This window comes from Paenibacillus eucommiae (assembly GCF_017874215.1).
GTDB classification, from domain to species: domain Bacteria; phylum Bacillota; class Bacilli; order Paenibacillales; family NBRC-103111; genus Paenibacillus_AI; species Paenibacillus_AI eucommiae.
Genome location: NZ_JAGGLB010000019.1, coordinates 179,979 through 202,176, shown reverse-complemented (window position 1 = coordinate 202,176; position 22,198 = coordinate 179,979). Strand labels below are relative to the sequence as shown.

General features: G+C 45.3%; 21 protein-coding genes. 17 read left to right on the top strand and 4 right to left on the bottom strand.

The features are described from left to right. Nucleotides 1-194: hypothetical protein (locus tag J2Z66_RS25140; protein WP_209975481.1), on the top strand; the 194-nt coding region annotated here is incomplete at its 5' end. 137 nt (nucleotides 195-331) lie between these two features. Then, complete coding sequence (trmB, locus tag J2Z66_RS25135; RefSeq protein WP_209975480.1) at nucleotides 332-1,048, top strand: tRNA (guanosine(46)-N7)-methyltransferase TrmB; 717 nt, start codon at nucleotides 332-334, stop codon at nucleotides 1,046-1,048. 23 nt (nucleotides 1,049-1,071) lie between these two features. On the opposite strand, the gene J2Z66_RS25130 is transcribed toward trmB, so the two are convergent. Next, the gene (locus tag J2Z66_RS25130) at nucleotides 1,072-1,596 is read right to left on the bottom strand and encodes a phosphatase PAP2 family protein (RefSeq protein WP_209975479.1); all 525 of its coding nucleotides are present in this window, start codon (nucleotides 1,594-1,596) and stop codon (nucleotides 1,072-1,074) included. Between the two features lie 601 nt (nucleotides 1,597-2,197). Between J2Z66_RS25130 and J2Z66_RS25125 the strand changes: the two genes are divergently transcribed. The 13 genes from J2Z66_RS25125 to J2Z66_RS25065 all read left to right on the top strand — a co-directional run bounded on the left by J2Z66_RS25125 (nucleotide 2,198) and on the right by J2Z66_RS25065 (nucleotide 14,174). Then, nucleotides 2,198-3,433 (top strand): glycosyltransferase family 2 protein, encoded by a 1,236-nt coding sequence (locus J2Z66_RS25125; RefSeq protein ID WP_209975478.1) that lies wholly within the window; start codon nucleotides 2,198-2,200, stop codon nucleotides 3,431-3,433. 266 nt (nucleotides 3,434-3,699) lie between these two features. Further along, nucleotides 3,700-4,197, top strand: coding sequence for a translation initiation factor IF-3 (gene infC, locus J2Z66_RS25120; RefSeq protein ID WP_245375824.1), 498 nt, complete (start codon nucleotides 3,700-3,702; stop codon nucleotides 4,195-4,197). Nucleotides 4,198-4,227: 30 nt separating this feature from the next. Further along, nucleotides 4,228-4,425, top strand: coding sequence for a 50S ribosomal protein L35 (gene rpmI / locus J2Z66_RS25115; protein ID WP_209975476.1), 198 nt, complete (start codon nucleotides 4,228-4,230; stop codon nucleotides 4,423-4,425). 43 nt (nucleotides 4,426-4,468) lie between these two features. Beyond that, entirely contained in the window at nucleotides 4,469-4,828 is a 360-nt protein-coding gene (rplT, locus tag J2Z66_RS25110) for a 50S ribosomal protein L20 (protein ID WP_209975475.1), read from the top strand. Between the two features lie 462 nt (nucleotides 4,829-5,290). Beyond that, nucleotides 5,291-7,036 carry a biosynthetic-type acetolactate synthase large subunit gene (ilvB, locus tag J2Z66_RS25105; protein ID WP_209975474.1) on the top strand — a complete coding sequence of 582 codons (1,746 nt, stop codon included), beginning with the start codon at nucleotides 5,291-5,293 and terminating at the stop codon, nucleotides 7,034-7,036. A gap of 2 nt (nucleotides 7,037-7,038) precedes the next feature. Continuing rightward, nucleotides 7,039-7,524, top strand: a complete 486-nt coding sequence (ilvN, locus tag J2Z66_RS25100; RefSeq protein WP_209975491.1) for an acetolactate synthase small subunit — start codon at nucleotides 7,039-7,041, stop codon at nucleotides 7,522-7,524. A 138-nt stretch (nucleotides 7,525-7,662) separates the two neighbouring features. Further along, a complete protein-coding gene (gene ilvC, locus J2Z66_RS25095) occupies nucleotides 7,663-8,655 on the top strand; it encodes a ketol-acid reductoisomerase (RefSeq protein WP_209975473.1) in 993 nt (330 codons plus the stop codon). Nucleotides 8,656-8,750: 95 nt separating this feature from the next. After that, nucleotides 8,751-10,298, top strand: coding sequence for a 2-isopropylmalate synthase (locus J2Z66_RS25090; RefSeq protein WP_209975472.1), 1,548 nt, complete (start codon nucleotides 8,751-8,753; stop codon nucleotides 10,296-10,298). A 15-nt stretch (nucleotides 10,299-10,313) separates the two neighbouring features. Beyond that, on the top strand, nucleotides 10,314-11,513 hold the full coding sequence (locus tag J2Z66_RS25085) for an aminotransferase-like domain-containing protein (RefSeq protein ID WP_209975471.1): 1,200 nt from the start codon (nucleotides 10,314-10,316) through the stop codon (nucleotides 11,511-11,513). Nucleotides 11,514-11,552: 39 nt separating this feature from the next. Continuing rightward, the gene (gene leuB / locus J2Z66_RS25080) at nucleotides 11,553-12,641 is read left to right on the top strand and encodes a 3-isopropylmalate dehydrogenase (protein WP_209975470.1); all 1,089 of its coding nucleotides are present in this window, start codon (nucleotides 11,553-11,555) and stop codon (nucleotides 12,639-12,641) included. A 121-nt stretch (nucleotides 12,642-12,762) separates the two neighbouring features. Continuing rightward, nucleotides 12,763-12,972, top strand: coding sequence for a hypothetical protein (locus J2Z66_RS25075; protein ID WP_209975469.1), 210 nt, complete (start codon nucleotides 12,763-12,765; stop codon nucleotides 12,970-12,972). A 179-nt stretch (nucleotides 12,973-13,151) separates the two neighbouring features. Beyond that, the gene (locus J2Z66_RS25070) at nucleotides 13,152-13,700 is read left to right on the top strand and encodes a peroxiredoxin (protein ID WP_209975468.1); all 549 of its coding nucleotides are present in this window, start codon (nucleotides 13,152-13,154) and stop codon (nucleotides 13,698-13,700) included. Nucleotides 13,701-13,787: 87 nt separating this feature from the next. Continuing rightward, a complete protein-coding gene (locus J2Z66_RS25065; RefSeq protein WP_209975467.1) occupies nucleotides 13,788-14,174 on the top strand; it encodes a glycine cleavage system protein H in 387 nt (128 codons plus the stop codon). Between the two features lie 277 nt (nucleotides 14,175-14,451). Here the strand turns inward: J2Z66_RS25065 and J2Z66_RS25060 are convergent, their stop codons facing one another. The 3 genes from J2Z66_RS25060 to J2Z66_RS25050 form a co-directional block, all read right to left on the bottom strand. Next, on the bottom strand, nucleotides 14,452-16,416 hold the full coding sequence (locus tag J2Z66_RS25060) for a glycoside hydrolase family 15 protein (protein ID WP_209975466.1): 1,965 nt from the start codon (nucleotides 16,414-16,416) through the stop codon (nucleotides 14,452-14,454). A gap of 230 nt (nucleotides 16,417-16,646) precedes the next feature. Continuing rightward, complete coding sequence (locus J2Z66_RS25055) at nucleotides 16,647-19,727, bottom strand: 1,4-alpha-glucan branching protein domain-containing protein (protein WP_209975465.1); 3,081 nt, start codon at nucleotides 19,725-19,727, stop codon at nucleotides 16,647-16,649. Beyond that, nucleotides 19,724-20,371: a DUF4912 domain-containing protein gene (locus J2Z66_RS25050; protein WP_209975464.1), complete on the bottom strand. Its 648-nt coding sequence runs from the start codon at nucleotides 20,369-20,371 to the stop codon at nucleotides 19,724-19,726. Before J2Z66_RS25050 ends, J2Z66_RS25055 begins: the two co-directional genes overlap by 4 nt. 689 nt (nucleotides 20,372-21,060) lie before the next feature. Between J2Z66_RS25050 and J2Z66_RS25045 the strand changes: the two genes are divergently transcribed. Then, nucleotides 21,061-21,615 carry a MauE/DoxX family redox-associated membrane protein gene (locus tag J2Z66_RS25045; RefSeq protein WP_209975463.1) on the top strand — a complete coding sequence of 185 codons (555 nt, stop codon included), beginning with the start codon at nucleotides 21,061-21,063 and terminating at the stop codon, nucleotides 21,613-21,615. Then, nucleotides 21,612-22,181 (top strand): TlpA family protein disulfide reductase, encoded by a 570-nt coding sequence (locus tag J2Z66_RS25040; protein WP_209975462.1) that lies wholly within the window; start codon nucleotides 21,612-21,614, stop codon nucleotides 22,179-22,181. Before J2Z66_RS25045 ends, J2Z66_RS25040 begins: the two co-directional genes overlap by 4 nt. Nucleotides 22,182-22,198: the final 17 nt, after the last annotated feature.

The window sequence follows — 22,198 nt, the reverse complement described above, 5'->3', positions numbered from 1 at the left end:
AGGGTCGCAATAGGACGGGTTTTTCAACAGGATCAGTCCCAGTACATCGTCCGTCCTTTGATTTGTTATCTTTTATTCTTGACGGTTCTTTCTTTAAAAAAACCTTTGCTAGAACCCCTATTTTCATTCTTGGTGGTGACGTCGGCTACGAACGTCATGGATGGTTTTTCTGGATATTTGAAGACGACCCGTGATTTTAACGATGAAAAACATCGCTAAAGTAGCAGGTTCTCTCAAAGGAAGGCTTTGATTTTTTTCTCCGAATCGTCTATGATTTGTATTCAAAAGGAAGAATGTTTTGTTACAGCAAAACTCTTAGGAGGATTATAAGATGCGATTGCGGGGAAGAAAAGGGATTCGCGAGGATATCGAGCGGCAGCAGGATTTGGTTATCCTGAATCCCAAAGATTATCAAGGGAAATGGTCTGAAGTGTTCGGCAATAACAATCCGATTCACGCCGAGCTGGGGATGGGAAAAGGACGTTTTATAGGGGAAATGAGCCTTAAATATCCGGATGTTAATTTTATCGGTATCGATATGTATGATGAGCTGATCCGTAAGTCCAGCGAAAAGGCCAGAGCAGCACATGGGGTTGCATCTGATGAAGGGGACATCAAAAATCTTAAATTGGTTTTGTTCAATATTGAACATATAGAGGAAGCTTTTAGTGACGGAGAGCTGGAACGGATTTATTTAAACTTCAGCGATCCCTGGCCGAAAAAGAAGCATGAACGCAGAAGACTTACTCATCGCGGTTTTTTGCAAAAATATGTGAGCTTGCTAAATGAAAAGGGCGAAATTCATCAAAAAACCGATTCACGCTCTTTATTTGAATTTTCCTTAAATTCATTCGCTGATATGGGATTGAGAATGCGAAATATATCTTTAAACCTTCATGAAGATGGAGATCATGCGGATCATATAATGACGGAATATGAAATGAAATTTGCTGGACAGGGAATAAACATTCATCGTGTTGAAGTTGTTATCGGCAAGCAAGCATTGGAATCTCATATCTCCCTGATCAACAAGCAGCAGCCTGAATAAGGTTGCTGCTTGTTTGTTAGGGGCTACACCCAAGCTACAGTAGTAAGCGCCGTGGCCGAACCGATCAAGCAGCCAGCCAAACAATCGGAGGGATAATGAAGCCCTAAATAAATTCGGGAAATACCGACAAGAAAAGCTATGGGAAGCAGAATCATGCCCCATAACGGAAAAGCAACGGCAAGAGGAACGGTAACGGAAAATATAGCGGTCGTATGGCCAGATGGAAAAGAATGATCGGCTAATGGGTTTTTACCGGTTCTGGTTTCTGGCAATACTAAATAAGGGCGCAGCCTGGGATATTTCTTTTTGAACAATGCGACAGGAATGTGACTAATAATTAAGGCCAAAAGGCTTTGAAAGCCAACAAGCCTTAAGGTTCCGCTGCCGAACAAACACAGGATGAGAGATACTCCTATTGTGATTGAAGCCCCGCCTAAATGTGTAAGTTTATTAAAAAAGAAATCCAGAAAAGAATGCCGAATGCGCTGATTGACCCAATAGAAAACACGGTTCTCACGCTTCTGCAGCCAACGTACGACTTTGCTCATGCAGGATAACCTCCTCAAATTGGGTGGGAATTTGGTTGGATTTGACATCTTTTGGTTATTTCTTTATTGTAAAGGTTGAATGTTAATACAATATTAATTCTATAATAAATTTGATCAAAGTGGAAATGTAAGACGAACAGTACTTCATTATGCTAAAGTGAGCTACGGACTTATGGCTTCATCCCTTCACGAACTTTATAGGGAAGCTGCAAAAATGAAGGTTCTGTAATTTGGTCTGTTTCAATTCGATTGTTTTTGTTTAAAAAAGCGCATGATAATAATGCTCCTGCGTGACAGGTTCGTCCAAATCGTGAACGTTTAGATAAAAACAATTGTAAAACGATGAAAAGAAGATAGAAATGAACCGATTTAGCGTGGTTGCAAGATCAATGGCATTGTTTCCGCTTTAAATCCATGGAACAGGCTTAATTTGAGAATTGGGGAGCTTTGACAAATCAAGAGAAAGGGAGGAAAATCAAAAACGATTCAGCCACAGTTTTTGTTTAACTCGTTTCGGCAGAAGTCCTATAGAAAAAGATACATACAAAGAGAGACACAGAGAAAACTTTGGTGTACATACGAAAAAGGGGGATTTTGTTCTATGCTGGACAAAATAATAATTGTTTTACAAGTAGTTTTGGCTTTAGTGGGAGCTTACCAGCTGTTTCTGTCATTTTTTGGCTGGCATCGTCCGAAAAAAAAGCAGGCATTCACACCGCAAAAATCGTTTGCTGTATTGATTGCTGCCCACAACGAAGAGCAGGTAGTCGGCGCTTTAATCGAGAATTTGAAAAATTTGCAATATCCTAAAGAGCTTTACGATATTTTTGTCATTTGTGATAACTGCACGGACAGGACCGCGGACATTGCCCGCAGTCATGCTGTATATGCTTGCGAACGGCGTAATGCTAAGCTTAGAGGCAAGGGTTATGCGATTGAATGGATGTTGAAGGAATTGTGGAAGCGAGAGAAACAGTACGATGCTGTGGTTATGATTGACGCTGATAATCTGGTAAGCTCAGATTTCCTTCTGCAAATGAACAATGATTTGTGCTCAGGCTCTAAGGTTATTCAAGCTTATTTGGATACAAAGAACCCGGGAGATTCCTGGATTACAGCTTCAAATGCCATTTCTTATTTTTTCAGCAACCGGTTCTGGCAGATGGCCCGTTCCAATCTGAAGCTTGCAAACTTCCTTGGTGGAACAGGCATGTGTTTTGAATCGACTTTGCTAAAGGAAATTGGCTGGGGGGCGACGAGTCTTGTTGAGGACCAGGAGTTCTCGATGCGTTGTGTCAAGATGGGGATAAAACCCACCTTTAACTATGAGGCCAGGGTATATGACGAGAAGCCGCTAACCTTCAAAGCATCGGCTAAACAAAGATTGCGCTGGATGCAGGGACACTTTGAAGTAGCCAGACATTATTTCTTTCCGCTCTTATGGCAGGGAATCAAGGAGCGCAGCTGGGTTAAAATTGATGCGGCGATTTATTCCGCCAACGTGTACAATTTCTTCTTTGGCTGTATTCTCAGTATCTTGATATGGGTTAAGATGATTACACCAGGCGGTTCTGGAGAACAGGGCTTGTACGAAACCTATCCTGTATATTTCCATACCATTACGATAGCTATCTTTGCCCTGCTTCCTATTTCCATGTACATGGAGAAGGTGCCCGGTAAAATTTATAAATATTTGATTTTATATCCGATTTACTTGCTTTCATGGTGGCCGATTACGGTGTATGCTTTCTTTACTCAAAACAACAAGCAGTGGAGCCATACCCAGCATACCCGTGTCATTCGTCTGGAAGAGGTGCAAAGTAAACAGGTAAGCTGACCGGCTGATTTAATGTTGACTTCTTATTTACTTAGTGCTATAGTATTCAAGTATTGTAGTTATAACCAAGTAGGGGCGCCCGCTTCTCACCTGACCGACTATCGTTGGCTGGTTCTTAATTTGATCAAATGTAAATGGGTTTTATAACCTGTGATCGATGGAGATGTGGGCCTTATGCTCGCATCTTTTTTTATTTTGGAAGAAGCTTTGTAAGATATTAGCACGTGACCTACTTATGGAGGTGGAAGATTATTAGTAAAGATCACATGATTAATGATGAGATTCGCGTGAAGGAAGTGCGCCTCATCGGACCGGATGGAGAGCAGCTGGGGATTAAGTTAACGAGAGAAGCCCAACAGATCGCAACCGACGCCAACTTGGACTTGGTGAACGTGGCTCCTACGGCGAAGCCGCCTGTATGCCGCATTATGGATTATGGGAAATATCGCTATGAGCTGCAAAAGAAAGAAAAAGAAGCTCGCAAGAATCAAAAAATCGTTGATATCAAAGAAATTCGTCTTAGTGCGACAATCGATGAGCACGATTTTCAAACCAAGCTTCGCAATGCTGTTAAATTTCTGAACGAAGGCGATAAAGTCAAGGCGAGTGTGCGTTTTCGCGGACGTGAGATTGCCCATTCCGAAATCGGCAGAAGAGTGCTTGACCGTCTAGCAGTTGAAACTGCAGAGATTTCCTCGATGGAGCGTGCTCCAAAGCTTGAGGGACGCAGTATGATTATGATTTTGACGCCAAAGGCAACTTAGGCAAGTCGACCCATTTAGGAGGAACATAAAATGCCAAAAATGAAAACACATAGCAGCCTAAAAGATCGTTTCAAGATTACAGGCACTGGTAAAGTAATGAGATACAAAGCTCATAAGAACCATTTGTTGTCGCACAAATCCAAGCGTCAAAAGCGCGTTCTTGGCACTAACCCGGTTATGGCGGCAGGCGACGTTAAGCGCCTTAAGCAGCAATTAGCTAACATCTAGTATAACAAAAATTATTATTTATATATTCGGGAGGTAGTTTACAATGGCAAGAGTCAAGGGCGGATTTGTGCGCGCTCATCGTCGCAAGAAAATCATGAAGTTAGCAAAAGGATATTTCGGTTCCAAACATAGATTATTTAAAACCGCAAAAGAACAAGTTATGAAATCCCTGGTCTACGCTTACCGTGACCGCCGTCAACGGAAACGCGATTTCCGCAAATTGTGGATTACTCGTATTAATGCGGCTGCTCGCCAGAACGGTCTGAGCTACAGCAAGCTAATGTACGGACTAAAGCTTTCCGGTATCGACATCAACCGTAAGATCCTTGCTGACCTTGCTGTGAATGATTCCAAAGGCTTTACAGACCTTGCAACAGCGGCTAAAACCAAAATCAACGCATAAGGTATTGACTATTCACACAATGATGCATATAATTATCACTATCATAATGAATTGATGATTTGAACAATGAACATCGGCAATGAAGAGGACGAAGTTGTGAGGGCACTTATGCTCAGAGAGTGATGGATTAGCTGAAACCATCGCCTTAACCCCTTACGTACGAGCTCACCTTGGAGCTGTTTTCCTGAAAAGCTTTCATGCACTCCGGTGCAGTCACAAGCATTATTAGGGAAAATCGGAATAGCACACGTTACCGTGCTGAGGGTAAATATCCTTTTGGATATTACCTGCTAAGGCTGTGTGCTGTGAGGCATATGGCAAATTTGGGTGGTACCACGGAAGAGCTAACCCCTTTCGTCCCGTCAGACTCGTTACGTACGTGTCCGGGATGAAAGGGGTTTTTTTGAATTTAAGCTCCAGATAGTTAAAACCATGAACTGACTTTTTGAGAGGAGGATCACAATGAATGTCGAGACAAAGCCACTAAAGTCGAAAGAAGAATTGATAGAAAAGCTGCAAAATCAAGATCTCATTACGGGATCGGAAATTTTACTGCGCAGCCTGCTGCTGGAGGGTGTGGATTGCGTCTTTGGATATCCGGGTGGCGCTGTATTATTTATTTATGACGCGATGCATGGATTTTCAGATTTCAATCACCTGCTTACCCGCCATGAACAAGGCGCCATTCATGCCGCTGACGGTTATGCCCGTTCCACCGGTAAAGTAGGGGTGTGTATCGCTACATCAGGACCGGGGGCGACGAACCTTGTCACTGGTATTGCTACCGCCTATATGGATTCCGTTCCGTTGGTTGTAATCACTGGCAATGTCGCCACTAATTTCATAGGGACAGACGCATTCCAAGAGGCTGATATTACAGGAATTACGATGCCAATTACAAAGCACAGCTACTTAGTGCGCGATGTAAATGACCTGCCGAGAATTATACATGAAGCTTTTCATATCGCTTCTACCGGACGTAAAGGACCTGTGCTGATTGACATACCGAAGGATGTCTCCGCTCAGAAGGCGGTTTTCCATCCTGCGGATACAATAAGTATTCGCGGCTATAATCCTACTGTGCAGCCTAACAAGCTTCAGGTTGACAAGCTGATCAGGGCGATTGAGGAAGCGGAGCGTCCAGTCATTCTTGCGGGAGGCGGCGTTGTTTACTCCGGCGCTTCGCAGGAGCTGATTGATTTCGTTAATATGACGCAAATACCGGTTACGACTACGCTGCTTGGCTTGGGAGGATTCCCGAGTGGTCACGAGCTGTGGATGGGGCTGCCGGGTATGCACGGTACGTATACGGCGAATAACGCGCTGCAAAACGCGGATCTGATCATTTCCATCGGTTCCAGATTCGACGACCGGGTTACCATGAAGCTGGACGGCTTTGCGCCGAAGGCGAAGATCATAGCCCACATCGATGTAGATCCTGCAGAAATCGGCAAAAATATTAAAACCGATATTCCTTGTGTAGGTGATATCAAGGCTGTGCTCCAGTATGCGAATACGAAAGCAAAGCCAGCGAAAAGTGCGGCTTGGATTACTGAAATCCAGGCGAGTATGGTGAAGTTTCCTTTGAAATACAAGGATTCCGAAACCGAGCTTAAGCCTCAGTACGTGATCGAAATGATCAATGAAACGACCCATGGTGAGGCTATCGTTACGACTGACGTTGGACAGCATCAAATGTGGGTTGCCCAATATTACAAGTTCAAAAATCCGCGTTCATTAGTAACCTCCGGGGGACTTGGAACGATGGGCTTTGGATTTCCTTCGGCGATTGGCGCTCAGATGGGGAACCCTGGCAAACTGGTTGTCTCCATTAACGGCGACGGCGGCATTCAAATGTGTGCCCAGGAGCTGGCGATTTGTGCAATTAACAATATCCCGGTAAAGATTGTTATCATTAACAACCAGGTGTTAGGAATGGTAAGGCAGTGGCAGGAAATCATTTATGATAACCGCTACAGCCATATCGATTTGGCAGGCAGCCCGGACTTTGTTAAATTAGCCGAGGCTTATGGAGTTAAAGGCTTACGGGCTACTAACAAAGAGGAAGCGAGAAGAGTATGGCAGGAGGCGCTTGATACGCCAGGCCCGGTCTTGATCGACTTTGTAGTTCCCAAGGGCGAGAATGTGTTTCCAATGGTTAAGGCAGGAGACACAATTAGTGAAATGTTAATGGGGGATTCGGAATGAGAATGACTAAGCATACGATATCCATACTCGTAAATAACCAGCCAGGTGTCCTCCAGCGCGTATCCGGATTGTTTGGCCGCAGAGGCTTCAACATTGAAAGCATTACGGTAGGAGAGTCCGAAGAAATCGGACTTTCCAGAATGATTATCGTCACAACAGGTGATGATAATACGCTGGAGCAAATATCCAAGCAGCTTTATAAGCTGATTGATGTCATCAAGGTTATAGACCTGAGCTCGAACCCTATGGTAGCAAGAGAGCTTGCCTTGATCAAAGTAAACGCGGAGCCGGCCACACGTCCGGAAATTCTCGGCATCGTAGAAACCTTCCGTGCAGCCGTAGTCGATATTGGTCCAAGCTCGTTAATCGTGCAAGTTGTCGGCGATTCGGATAAAATAGATGCTATGGTAGAGCTGCTTCGTCCTTATGGGATCAGAGAGCTCACTCGCACAGGGGCTACGGCTATGACCCGCGGCTCTATAAAGTAAGCAATACCAGCATGACTATCCCTTGAATGGGAGTTTCAGCGGTATACCCCTTCAATCGAATTTGAGGTACACTGTTGAAACGCCCATTCAAGGGGTATAAAAATCGGTCTTATCATTTTAAAGGAGGATTCATTCACAATGGCAGTAACAATGTACTACGAAAAAGATGCAGATTTAAGCGCGTTAAAAGGTAAAACGATCGCAGTTATAGGTTATGGCTCACAGGGCCATGCCCAAGCTCAAAACTTACGTGATAGCGGACTAAACGTTATTATTGGTCTTCGTGAAGGACGTTCCTGGCAAACTGCTAAAAACGACGGATTTGAAGTTGTTACCGTTGAGGAAGCTTCAAGCCGTGCTGATTTGATTCAGATCTTAATGCCTGATGAAACTCAAGCAAGAGTATTTAAAGAGTCCATCAAGCCTAATATGAAAAAAGGCGCAGCGATTTTATTCTCGCACGGCTTTAACGTTCACTTCGGGCAAATCGTTCCTCCAGAAGGTACTGACGTGCTGCTGGTTGCTCCTAAATCCCCAGGACATCTTGTACGCCGCACTTACGTGGAAGGCTTCGGCGTTCCAGGGCTAATTGCAATCGAGCAGGATGCTACTGGTAATGCTCAAGCAATCGGACTTGCTTATGCTAAAGGTATTGGCTGTACACGCGCAGGCGTTATCGAAACTTCGTTCCGCGAAGAGACCGAAACTGACTTGTTCGGCGAGCAAGCTGTTCTGTGTGGAGGCGCGAGCGCGCTTGTTAAAGCAGGCTTCGAAACTCTGGTAGAAGCTGGCTATGCACCTGAAATGGCTTACTTTGAGTGCTTGCATGAGCTGAAGCTGATTGTTGACCTGATGTATGAAGGCGGACTTTCCAGCATGCGCAGCTCCATCAGCAACACTGCTGAGTACGGGGACTATGTAACTGGACCAAGAATCGTTAACGAAGAAACGAAGAAGGAAATGAAGGCTGTTCTGGCTGACATCCAACAAGGCAAATTTGCCCGTGACTTCATTCTTGAGAATCAATCCAACAATGCTTTCATGTCGGCAACTCGCCGCAATGAAGCTGAGCATCCAATTGAAGTAGTAGGCGCTGAGCTTCGTGAGCTTATGCACTGGATTAAGAAGTAATAACAATCATAAGTAAGCATCATACAGAGAGTGAATGAGCCCCCGGGTTTTATTCACTCTCTGCTATAAATACGAAGGTTTGAGGAGGTGACGGGATGAGAAAAATCTACATCTTTGACACGACACTAAGAGATGGAGAGCAATCACCTGGCGTTAACCTGAATGTGCAGGAGAAGGTGGAGATCGGCCTACAGCTTGAGAAGTTGGGTGTAGATCGTATTGAAGCAGGTTTCCCTGCTGCATCCCCCGGAGATTTGGCTGGAGTAAACGCTGTAGCCAAGGCTGTCAGGAATGCCAGTGTAATTGGTCTCGCTCGTGCCCGTGAGCAGGATATTGAGGCGGTCAGAGAAGCGCTGAAGGGGGCGCAGGATCCTTGCCTGCACTTATTTTTGGCTACCTCTCCAATTCACCGTAAGCACAAGCTGCGTATGGAAAAGCACCAGGTACTGGAAACAGCGGAAGCGGCGATTAAATACGCGAAGAAATATTTTGACAAGGTCGAGTTTTCACCAGAGGATGCGGGACGTACCGAGATTGACTTCCTGATTGAAGTGACGGCAATGGCGATTCGTGCAGGAGCGACTGTAGTGAACATTCCGGATACCGTTGGGTTTATGTCCCCAAGCGAGTTCGGAGCTATCTTCAAGACACTTAAAGAACAGGTTCCCGGTATCGAAAAGATTCAGCTAAGCGCCCACTGTCATGATGACCTCGGCATGGCCACAGCGAACGCACTCGCAGCCGTTATGAACGGTGCCGATCAAATCGAAGGCACAATCAATGGAATCGGTGAACGTGCGGGCAATACCTCCTTGGAGGAGGTAGCTATGGCACTGGAAACCCGTCAGGAATTTTATCAGGCCAAAACATCGCTTGTGCTTGGTGAAATTTATCGCACGAGCCGTTTGGTCAGCAAGCTGACTGGCATGGTCGTGCCTGGTAATAAAGCGATTGTGGGAGCAAATGCATTTGCCCATGAATCAGGCATTCATCAGGACGGAATGTTGAAGGAAAAGACGACCTATGAGATCATGTCTCCTGAGACTATTGGTCTGAAGGAAAGCAAGCTTGTACTGGGCAAGCATTCTGGACGTCATGCATTTAGGGAAAAGCTGATCGATCTGGGCTATGAGCTTACCGATGAGCTGGTCAATTTGGCATTTGCCAAATTCAAAGATTTGGCAGATCGCAAAAAGCAGGTCGCTGATGAGGATATCCGTGCGCTGATCGAAGAAAAGCTGATCGAGACGCCGGAGGTTTTCGTGCTGGGTGCGCTGCAGGTTGCTTATGGCAATCAAACGACCCCAACGGCTACAATCAGCATCAATGTGCAGGATGGGTCAATCCTTGAAGAGCAGGCTGAAGGCAATGGCTCGGTTGATGCCATCTATAATGCGATTGACAAGGTAACGAAAGAAGAGGTAGAGCTTGAGGATTATTCCATCAAATCTGTCTCCCAGGGCAAAGATGCACTTGGAGAAGTGCACGTTATACTTAGGCAAAATGACGTTTCCGTTCAAGGAAGAGGCATTAGCACCGATATTCTTGAAGCAAGCGCCAAGGCCTACCTGGACGCTGTAAACAGGCTTATAGATAAACGCAAAATAGTCACGAGTAATAGAAGCAACGTAACTCTGATTTAAATGGGAGCGTCCACTATGAACTATCAATTCTCCAAAACACTTGAGGGCTTCTCATCGTCAGCGGTCAGGGAGATTCTCAAATTGACGCAAGGAAATTCGATTATTTCTTTTGCTGGCGGCTTGCCGGCAGAAGAATATTTTCCGTTAGAAGCAGTAGGTGAAGCATTCGAGCGTGTCCTGCAGCAAGGAAAGAATGCACTGCAGTATGGCCTTACTGAGGGATATACACCTTTACGGGAAAGCATATGCCGCCGTATGGCTACAAAGGGAATGAACGTAACGCCAGCGGAGATGCTGTTGACAACCGGTTCTCAGCAAGCTATCGATTTATTGACCCGGATATACATCGATCCAGGGGATGTCATTTTGGTGGAGAAGCCGACCTACTTGGCTGCGCTTCAGGTTTTTAAAGCTAGAGGAGCGAGCATTTACTCCGTAGACAGCGATCAGGACGGAATGGATCTGGAGCATCTGGCGGCACAAATTGCCAAGCATAAACCGAAGCTGGTCTATGTGATCCCTACTTTTTCCAATCCGACAGGCAAGGCGTGGAGCATTGAAAAACGCAAGGGGCTAGTTGAGATCTGCCGCAAGGCAAATGTGTTGATTCTGGAAGACGATCCTTATGGAGAAATTCAGTTTAATGAGGAAGAGCGTTATCCGACCATCTTCTCTCTGGACGAGCATCCCCATGGCAGCTGTGTTGTTTACACAAGCACCTTCTCCAAGACGGTTGCACCTGCGCTTCGCACGGGCTGGGCAATCGGAGATCCTTCCGTCATCCGTAATATGACTAGAGCCAAGCAAGCGGCGGACCTGCATTCCAGCTCGCTCGATCAGCAAACGCTGCATCAGCTGCTGGAGCATTTTGATCTGGACGGACATATTGCCAAGATTCGCTACCACTATAAGGAACGAATGAAATTCATGGCAGGCCTCCTTAAAGAGCACAACTGGCCGGGTGTCACTTGGCTGGAGCCGAAGGGTGGAATGTTCTTCTGGGTTGAATTGCCTGAGAACATCAAGGCGGAAGAGCTGCTTAAACAGGCTGTCCTCGAAGGTGTAGCTTTCGTACCAGGTTCTTCCTTCTACGCAGAGGAGCCGCAGTTCAATACAATTCGTCTTAACTATACACATACAGACCGGGAAACAACGGTGCTCGGCATGCAAAAGCTGTCATCTGCGATACAGAATTATTCTTTGCAAAAAATATAGCCACTTTAAGCACAAATATCAGAGGAGTGAACGATACTAATGTCAGAAGTTAATGAAGTGAAAAAAATCGCAGTAATCGCCGGAGACGGCATCGGTCCAGAAGTAGTGGCTGAGGCAGAAAAAGTATTGAAACGTACAGAAGAATTGTTCGGACACAAGTTTGAAACCGAGCATGCATTGTTCGGCGGTATCGCTATTGATGAGCGGGGAACACCGCTTCCGGACGATACACTGGCAATATGTAAGGCTTCTGATGCAGTATTGCTAGGAGCTGTAGGCGGACCTAAATGGGATAACAACTCAAAGGAGCTACGTCCCGAAACAGGCCTGCTAGGCATTCGTAAAGCTCTGGGATTATTCTCAAACATTCGCCCAGCTGTCATATTCGATTGCTTGAAGGAAGCCTCAACATTAAAGCCTGAGGTACTGGAAGGCACGGATCTGATTGTTGTTCGTGAGCTTACTGGCGGTATTTATTTTGGCGAGAAATTTCGCCGCGAAACGGAAAATGGCCAGGAAGCAGTTGATACTTGCGTATACAATGTAAGCGAAATCGAGCGCATCGCACGCCAAGCCTTTGAAATTGCCCTTACACGCAGCAAAAAACTGACATCAGTAGACAAAGCAAACGTATTGGAAACTTCACGCCTGTGGAGAGAAACGGTCATCCGTATTTCTGCCGACTATCCAGATGTAGAACTGGATCATGTGCTTGTGGATAACTGTGCGATGCAGCTGCTTCGTCGTCCTTCCAGCTTTGACGTTATTGTTACCGAGAATATGTTCGGAGATATCTTGAGTGATGAGGCAGCTATGCTTACAGGCTCAATCGGCATGCTTTCCTCTGCATCCCTGGGCGAAGGCAGCTTCGGCCTTTACGAGCCGGTACACGGTTCAGCGCCTGATATCGCAGGCCAAGGCATTTCGAACCCGATTGCCACCATTTTATCCGTTGCACTTATGTTCCGCTTGACCTTCGGTTATCATGAGGCGGCTGCTTCCATCGAGCGCGCTGTGAAAAACGTGCTGGACGCTGGCCACCGTACAGGAGATATTGCTGTAGATAAGAGCAGCGCTATTGGAACAACAGCTATGGGCGATCTAATCGTAGCTGCTATGAGCAAATAAGATATTATTGGACCTTTATGAACTTGCCGACCTTTATGGTTGGCAAGTTTTTCTTAATGGACCGTGTTCTTCACTTAAGCGATGTTTTTCATTGTTAAAGTAAGGTTGTGGAGGCGAGCTGGTGCTTTTAACGATGAAAAACATCCTTAAAGTAGCAGGCTGGCGGCTGGGCAAGCCCTTCATTCCCAGCACCTTGCCCGACAGGAAAATCTTCTCTAATACAAGAGAAAAAACATTGCTGGCTATCCATATCCATTCCAATCAAGGGAACAAATCTTTAACCGCGGCTGGAGCCCACAGCCATTCTCTCCCCCTAGCGCAAACGTCATGAATATGCACCTCAAGGATGCCATAAGGCCGTATTCTTATTATCATTCTTAATATTCCCTTTCTTCAGAGTTATAAATAATAATGATTATTAGGTGATATGGAATCTAATTATTGACTTTCAGGTAGTCGAATGTTACCATTTTATACGAGAAACCAGATTTAGAAGGAGGATATTTTCATATGGCAGAACGTTTAGTTGGTAGACCAGCGCCAGATTTCTCATTAGAAACAGCGCATGGTGATGGCTCGGATTTTGGTAGAGCTGCTTTATCTGATTACAAAGGAAAGTGGCTGGTACTGTTTTTCTATCCACTAGATTTCACTTTTGTATGCCCGACAGAAATTACAGCTTTGAGTGATGCTTCAGCTCAATTTAGAGATCTGAAAACGGAAATCCTCGGCGTATCTACAGACAGCAAGCATTCTCACCGTGCTTGGATCAATACGCCTGTTAATGATAATGGTCTTGGCAAGCTTAATTTCCCGCTTGCGGCTGATTTAACTAAATCCGTAGCCCGTGATTATGGCGTACTGATCGAAGAAGAAGGTATTGCGCTTCGTGGTCTGTTCATTATTGATCCGGAAGGCGAATTGAAATATCAAGTTGTCAACCACAATGATGTAGGCCGTAGTGTTGAAGAAACACTTCGCGTGCTTCAAGCGCTTCAATCCGGTGGCTTGTGCCCAATCAACTGGAAACCAGGCGACAAAACTTTGGTTGCGAAGTAATAGCAAGATCGTAAGAGTTCAAAGCCTGGATCCTCTGTTTTTTTGGCAGGGGACAGGCTTTTTTCTTTGAAAAGAGGAGGGGCCGATGTGGAAGATTTGAACCAGCTGAAATTTAGCCCTGACCATTTCTGGATTCGCACGGAAGGAAGCAGGGCATACATAGGAATAACGGAATATGCGCAATTGGAGCATGGCATGCTGCTCTATGTTGAATTGCCTGAGTTGAATGAGGAAATTAAGAGAGGCGAGTATTTCGGCAATGTGGAGAGCGTTGCTGGCACGCATGATATGATAGCGCCCCTATCAGGAGTTACGGTGGCCATCAATACACGCTTGGAAAAAGAACCTCATCTAGTCAATGTAGCTCCATATGAGCTGGGATGGATGATCGCAATCGAGTTAAATGCTTCCTCGGAGCTGGATTCGTTGTGGCTGGCTGAGCGGTACTTGGCAGACTTTGGGGGCTGGGACTGAGCAAGCCTTTGTGAGCCTTAAGCGATCAGACTTATTGAGGCTTATTTAGGCTTATTGAGGCTGATTGAAGCTTTTTCAGGCCTTTTTAGTCCTTACTCAGGTTTATTCAGGATGAAGATGGGATAAGAAGAGGGGGTAAGCAGAGGAGATAAGAAGAGCTGGGAGGCATCAAAATGAAGATTAAAGAGGAAAGGCGACTACCATGGTTGGCAGCCGCTTTTTTTTGTTTCTTAATTGTGCATAACAAGCTTCTCTTGGAGTAGACGTTCATCTTGGATTAGATGTTCAGCAGCTCATTATATTTCTTTGTGTATTTGACGACGACAAGCACGTAAGTGGCATGTGACCAGGTGAGTGGAGCTACGGAAACAGGATCGCCGTTGAAAGGATCGAGCTGTTCCGGGAGGATGCCGCTTTCCAATGAATGCTTGACGACCCATTCCAAGGTTTTGCGTGGGGCTTCAAGATCGGCGATCGTTTTGGCGTATTCGATTTCCCATTCAGCGATCCATAAGGTACATATGATCCATGGGTTTCCAGGGACTTTGTCTGTATCTGTAGAGCGCTGAAAGTAATAGTCGTGATGATACCGGGCGGAGCCGCCAATCTCTGTTTGAATGGTGAGACCAGCTTTGTTGGCCAGCATAGTTTTGACGACCCTGTCATCATCAGCAGGCAGCACGCCGAATTCAAAAATTCCATATACAGAGCTCTCAAGCGTCATATCCTTAACCCATTTGCCGTCTTCCATATAAAGGCCGCGGACAAATCTGCCAGCTGTTTCATCCCAGAGATGTTCCAGAATTCCGGATTTAATTTTCTCGGCTGTAAGCTTATAGCGGCTGCTGCGTTCAGCATCCCCGAATAAGTTGCTGAAATTAGAAGCGGCAATCAGGCCACCATAGACAGCAGAAGCGGTAAAGGTATAGATACCGTAACGCTCCTCCCATAGATCGTAGCTTGGCTTAGGAAGGTTAAGCTCCTGATCAATGTAAGTGGACATAAAGCGTGCTGATTTACGTATTAGGGTGCTGTAGAGCGATTGGGCGAATTCCAGACTGCCATTTTTCTGAAAATCCTCCCATAATGCGAACAGTACAAGCGCTGTTTCGTCCTCTTGAATGGGAAGCTGAACACGTCCTGCGTGGATGTAAGGATGCCAGCTGGAGCCTACCGTACCATCCGGATTGTATTTGTGCTGCAAATAGCCTTCGTCAGTCAGCGCTTTGGCGCAAAATTCGAAGAAGGGAATAATCATCCCCTGGTAACCTGCCATCGACATGGCGTAGGCAATCAGGGCGCCGTCTCTTGGCCACATATAGCTGTAATGATCCCGATTGCTCTGCATGATATCAGAATCATTAGCAGCGATGATAGCGCCGTTCACATCGGTTTGAGTTCTCACGATTAAGAGACTCTGTTTATAAAGACGAACCACTTCGGGGGTTAGATCCCCATAGTCTTGATCGACCTTGTTAGCCCAATGCTGCCAGTAAATCTTGACACGGTCCAGGAGCTTACCGGGATCGCTGTCCTTTACATAAGTATCGAGCTTTTTGACTTCATCCAGGGTTCTTCCTGCGGACATCCAGTAATACAGGGTTTGGCTGGCATCAGGTGGAACGAAGAGCTTGAAGCTGATTGTACTGTCTACAGAGCCTTGAGCGATGGCGTTGCCCATTAGGTGGCCGTCTTCAGCATCTCTCCAAGTCCCCTCGGCATTGTAGAATCTTTTGACCCCGGTAGAATATTGAAAAATGCCTTCACTTCCAGTGCTGCCGTTGAACATGAAATACTTGTCTTTTTTATAATGGAAAACTGTATTGGTAGTAGGATAATAAGCCGCGGTGTCGCCAACTTCGGTTTCATTAATCAGCAGATCCTGATTGAAGAACATGCGCACTTCGCGCACAGTGCTTCTGAGGTTGGTGATGCGGACTCTTTTCAGGTAAATATCTTCTCGTTGATGCACGCCGTCATTCATAAGCAGTGTAACGCCCAAACCCGGATGCGTAGCAGTTACCTCGGTCACGAGCGAATCTTCGATATAAGAAAGATGAATCTGCCACTCAGGCTCATTCAGCCAAGCGAACGCTCCGTCTACCCATATGCCAACCCGGCAGTGGTAACCGCCGATATGGTTTAGTTGACCTACGTAAGGATAATACAGATCGCGCATGTAAGAATGCTGATCCAGGTTAATAAGAAATTTCCCGTTTCCAATAACTAGATGTCTAGGCAAATCATCACTTCCCTAATCGTATAAATTCTTTGTATGCGGCAAATATGCACAGGCAAATGTTCCGTTTTCAAAGTTAAAAAATAACAGTTTACCCTCGAGCTCACTGCTACTAGGTTACCTAATTCTTAACGAGTAATCAATGGTTACTTGGAAAAAAACTGAAAATACGCACAATTGGGCGCTTGATGACTGGGATATTATAAAATATTAACCTAATATTAACATATAATTCAAGGTTTTTCTTGCTCGTTCTGCAAGATGGAGAAGTAAGTCTGAATCATTGCTTCTGCAAGCTGTGCTCCGTTAAATTCTGTACGAGCTTTATAAGAAGCGGCTGTCGCTAATGTTCTGGCGAATTCAGGGTCCAACAACAGTTGTAAAACCTGTGAAGCCAAGGCGGCGGCATCATCTGGAGGCACCTTGCAGCCATCGACGCCATGTTCGATAATTTCACTTAACCCTCCAACATCTGATGCGATAACCGGAGTGCCTGTTGCCATAGCCTCAAGAGCTACTATTCCAAAAGGCTCATAAAGGCTTGGAAAGACACAGACATCTGCAAGCTGCAACAGACTATATTTGTCAGCTTCATCAAGGAATCCGACAAACTGTACATGTTCACGTAAAGGGGCAGCGAGCTCCTGCAGCCATTCTAGAGAAGGACCGCTGCCAGCAATCAAGAGCTTGATGTCGGGCAGTTTGTGGATAATATGGTGCATGGCTTCTAGTAAAATATGTACGCCTTTCTCATGGACGAGGCGACCAAGAAAGCAGACGATCTGTTCCTGCCCGGATTTTTTGAGGGCTTGTAGTAGTGGGACAGTTGTGCCGTAATTTTGATGCTCCTGCCCGGGATATAACGGGAGTCCATTCGGAATACGAATGATATTGTTCTCTGAAAGCTGGAACAGGGAATGTACCTCTTGAACCATAGCTCTGCTGCAAACAATCACACAATCGGCCATAAGCACCAGCTTGCTCTCTATACTATGGATTGTGTGCTGGAGCTCATTTTTGAGCTTTCCTTGGTGGCGCCCGTACTCTGTTGCGTGAATGGTGATAACAAGCGGAAGCTTAAGGGTCCGTTTACTTTCCTTGGCGCAATAGTAGATAAGCCAGTCATGCCCATGTAAAAGATCGAATATGAATCCCTGTTCAGTGAGTTCCAATATAGCATCGCTAAAAGCAGAGTTCATCAGGAACACCCAGTCCAGGAAATTCACAGCTTCCAACGATTGCAAAACCTGAACACGATGAACATGCACTCTCTCAGCTATTTCGTAAAGCGGGCTGCTATGTGTTTGGCAGGTAATAACATGAACGTCATGCCCCGCGGCTGCAAGCTGTCTGGATAAATCACATACGGCACGAGCCAGCCCGCCAATAATTCGCGGCGGATATTCCCATGTTAGCATGAGAATACGCAACTTACGTATTTGATGTATGTTGTCTATTTTATGCAGCTTCCCGGTCTCTAAGATCATGGTATTGTCAACTAGTGAGGCCTCTTTTGGAAAGAGAGGGTCGCAATAAAGCTTATAGCTTAGCTCGGGAAGGAGTGGAGCAGCTTTCTCTAATTCTTTAAGAAATGCGGAATTAAATGAAATTTGCTCTTCAGTACGATCCTGCAATTGATCTAACAGATTGTGAAACTGCTGGAGATGTACCTGTATTCGTTGAACCGCATATTCCGTTACAGTACCTGCATCGAGTATAAAGGTCCAGTCGCTGCTTTGCGCCAGCATAAGCTCTTTGGCTGCTTGGTTCAGCATCTTTTTTTGCAACTCATATAGCTCATGCTGCTCATTCAGCTGGTTCGGCTCTGGGTACATGTGTACTGCTTGAATCAAACGGTCCTCAGCAGCGTGAAGAAGCGGATACACCCAATCGTTTTTCGGCTGCAGCCAAACTTCTGCAAAGCCGCCGCGGCCCCAGCTTGATACCGGAAGCTCAATGGTGTCAACAGGAGGGTAGAGCTCATTATAAGCTGCAAGTGAGATGCTTTTAAGCTCTGAATGATGCGTGTCAAGACCGCGAAGCACGGCTTCCAACCATAATAATCCTTCAAACCACCAATGGCCAAAAAGCTCGGCATCGTAGGGACAGACGATAATAGGCGGAGCTTCTGATGGTGCAGGCTGGGAGACTAAAGGCGCTGAGTCGGATTCTGATTCTGATTGCAATTCGGTTTGCAGTTCGGCAGTCTTGAAGGAGGTTTCTGGTTGCTCCGGCTGCTCCAGTCGCTTCAACTGCTCCAGCCGGGCCGCCAGAAAGTGCTCAGCATGCTGCTGAGCTTTGCGGGCGGCAGCCTCCGGCTGGTAGGGCTGCTTTGCGTCACCATCACCGGTGACGCGGTAATACTTCAAGCCCGTATGAATCCGGACGCCGTCCGGCAGCACATAGGGCTTGATGTAGTCCCACTCGGCCCCGCCTGCGCGGCCGAGGTCAAACCCGATATCGCGGTAATACTCGCGATAATCGGCATCGCCCGGGTACCCCGCCTCGGCACTCCACACTTGTGTGGAGGCCTCGGGGTCCCGGGCAAAGGCGCAGGAGCCGCCTGGCGTAAGCCGCGGCCTGCTGCCGTGCGCCTTCGCCGTCCAGCCCACTGCGTGGGCATCGACGACGAAGTAGCGCAAGCCCAGCGCCTGCAGGTGGGGCTCCACCGCAGGCGTATAGCCGCACTCCGGCAGCCAGATGCCGGCCGGTGCGGCCCCGAAGTGCCGCCGGAACTCCGTGACGGCGGCTTCGAGCTGTGCGCGCAGCGCGGAAGCGTTCTTGACCAGGGGCAAGAACGCATGCGTAGCTGCGCAGGTAATGAGCTCGACGCAGCCGCTTTGGCGGAGGCTGCGGAGCTTGGCGATGAGATCGCCGTCCAGGCGATCGAAGAGGGCGCTAAGCCCGCTGTAACGCGAAGCGTACATGCGGGCTGTGTCGGCCAAAGCAGCGTCGGCTCCCAGCCGCTGCACTTCTTTGTCAGCCAGCTCGCACAAGGAGTGGAGGTGTGCACGTGTTTTTTGCTTCATCAGCGGATCATCCAGCATGGCGAGAAGTGTCGGTGATAAGGAGAGCGTTATATGAAAGCAGACGCCTTCGGAAAGCAGCTTGTCCAGCAGCTCGATTAAGGGGAGATACGTATCCGTAACAGCTTCATAAAACCACCGTTCTTCTAAGGTGACAGATTCCTTCTCCTGCCTGACGTAAGGAAGGTGGGCATGAAGCAGCAGTGCTACATAACCAGCAGTCGGGGAAGTCTCCTTTGGATTTGCATGCATATGCTGACTCATACTATGCTTCGTAATCTGGCTCATAGCACACCTCTTCGGATAAGGATCTTCGAACCAACTTCAGCTTCGCTAGCAATCTGCGTTAAGTTATTTGCCGAACGCTTATCATCATCATCAGCGACTTGTTCAAGTAAGTCTGATTTTTCATAAGAATAGATTGTATAGGCGGAGAATCTGTCGTATTCATCAGGCAGAGTCGTTTCCACCTCACCAGAGAGAAAGTGTCCATAGACAACGTGATCAATATCAAGCTCATCAGAGCTGATAGGTTTCAAAGGGGAGAATTTGTGATCAGCAGCGGGAAGAACAATGCTGTTGGAACGCATCAAGGGGATGAATTGCGACTGCTTGTTCCAGATCCCCAGCTCTGCAACATAAGTCTGGCCTTGCTTCAGTTCTTGTATATAACAGGAGTCCTGCTCATATAAAGGCAACTGTCTGGTTACACGGGCAGGATTGCTGTCAAGTGCAATACCTGTCATAGTATAGAGCCTCAAGGTAGGTTGAAGGCTTAGCCAATCACTACCGAAATGCTCAAGGATCATCGCGATTTTGGATGGCGTTAACCGCCAATAGGCAAATAGAGTAGTTACGTTTTGAAGCAGCAGGAATAACGTATTTCGTTCGGTACGGGAGGAGAGGGAGGAAGTAATCTCGTTGACGCACATAGGTCTCACCCTTTTATCGATAGACTTTGAACATGAATCAAGTAAAGACAATAATCAATTACGCTGATTAAGAATGGAAGAATCAGTTATCTCTCTTGATATTCATAAATTATAGTATAACCAATTTGAAACAAGAAAAAAGCCTCCGCTGAAAAAGTTAGTATTTTGGCTGAAAGCGCTACGTTCTAGATATCTTCAGTAGTTAGTTTCTATACAGAAATCCAGATAGTTTTTCAGGTTTACAGCAACAGAAGACCGTGATATATTATTTTTAAATATAGTTAATATATGTAAATTAAACATTAATATTGGGATTGAACAATTTTTAGATAGAAATTCATGTTCATTTATTCAAGAAAAATTAAATTGCAAATTATTTCAAAAAATGTATTTTAAAGCGTTTACAATTAAATAAAACTATGATAATATCAAATTACATTATATGGAATGGAGGTGATGATACATGGCGATAGATTGTCGTATAACGGCAACACACTGTCACGAAATCTGCAATTATTCCACTGGGCAAAAACTTAGAATTACTACACTTTATTGTGAAGATGGCAACTACTATTCGAATTCAACTTGTGATTGCTAAATATAAAAAAGAATAGAGGGGAGAAATCCCCTTTATTTCTTTTTTAAGCTTCTAAAAATATTAGTATTCAAAACGATCGGGGGCTGGAAAGATGGTGGTAGCAAGTTTTTTTCAAATTTTTTTATTTATTATGTTTTTACTCTCAGGCTTCTTGAAATTATTAGATATAAAATCATTTCAAAGCACTTTAAACCAACTAAATATTATTCCTAAACTGGTTAAATTATTATCCTACATGGTTCCGCTTCTCGAAATTTTATCTGCAGTACTACTTTTATTTGAAACAACAAGATGGATTGCGGAATGTTCTTTGTTTTGTTTATGTGGGGCATTTGTTTGGACTGTATATCAAAGTATATCCAAATCAAAAAAGATCGAATGCAACTGCTTTGGCAACCTGGGTTCAGAAACTCTAGGGTCGATCACTATAGTCCGAATTATGCTAGTTGTAGCGATGACATTATTTCTGATGGTATCTGGACAAAATACTGATTTATATGCGTTGTCAAAAACAGATTGGATTGGAAGCATATCCATATCCATTGGAATAATAGTATTATTTTCTCTTTTACAGACATTTAACTCTTATAAAAAAATATTAAAATCATTCGACCAAAAAAGGGATGCGAAAGGAGTAAAGCCATGAATGTTACAGAACTGTTTTTAATTTCGTATGTTTTTTTGTGGATATTTATGATTGTATGCTCTATTATTCTAATGTTTTTTATAAGAGAAAAGATAACTGTTATGAAAAAACCAAGAAATACACTTGCTTACAGTGATTATGGACTCGAGGTCGGGACCATGTTCCCCCTTAAGTCTTTAGTCTCCGTTCAAGGTCAAAACATTCACATTAATCCGCTAAACAAAGGAACTGTAATCTTGTTTACATCAATAAACTGTGATGTTTGTAAACAAATTTACCCTCTCTTGTCGAAGCTGAACCGAAAATATCAGGACATTTCCATAGTCACAATGATGCTGAGTGAGGATAAGCAAATGATTGCTTCTTTGATCGAACAGTACAAAATAGATACTCCAGTTGTTCAAGTTAGTAGTGTTGAAGATTTGGATGCATACGCTACAAGAAGATTTCCTTTTGCATATGTTCTTTCTGATGCTGGACATGTAGTCTTTAAAGGGGTTGTAAATATTGAGGAGCATTTCGATGCCTTGATTTACAAAATAAAAGAGTTGAAAGTTGCAGTATAAAAGGTTCTGTACTTCAT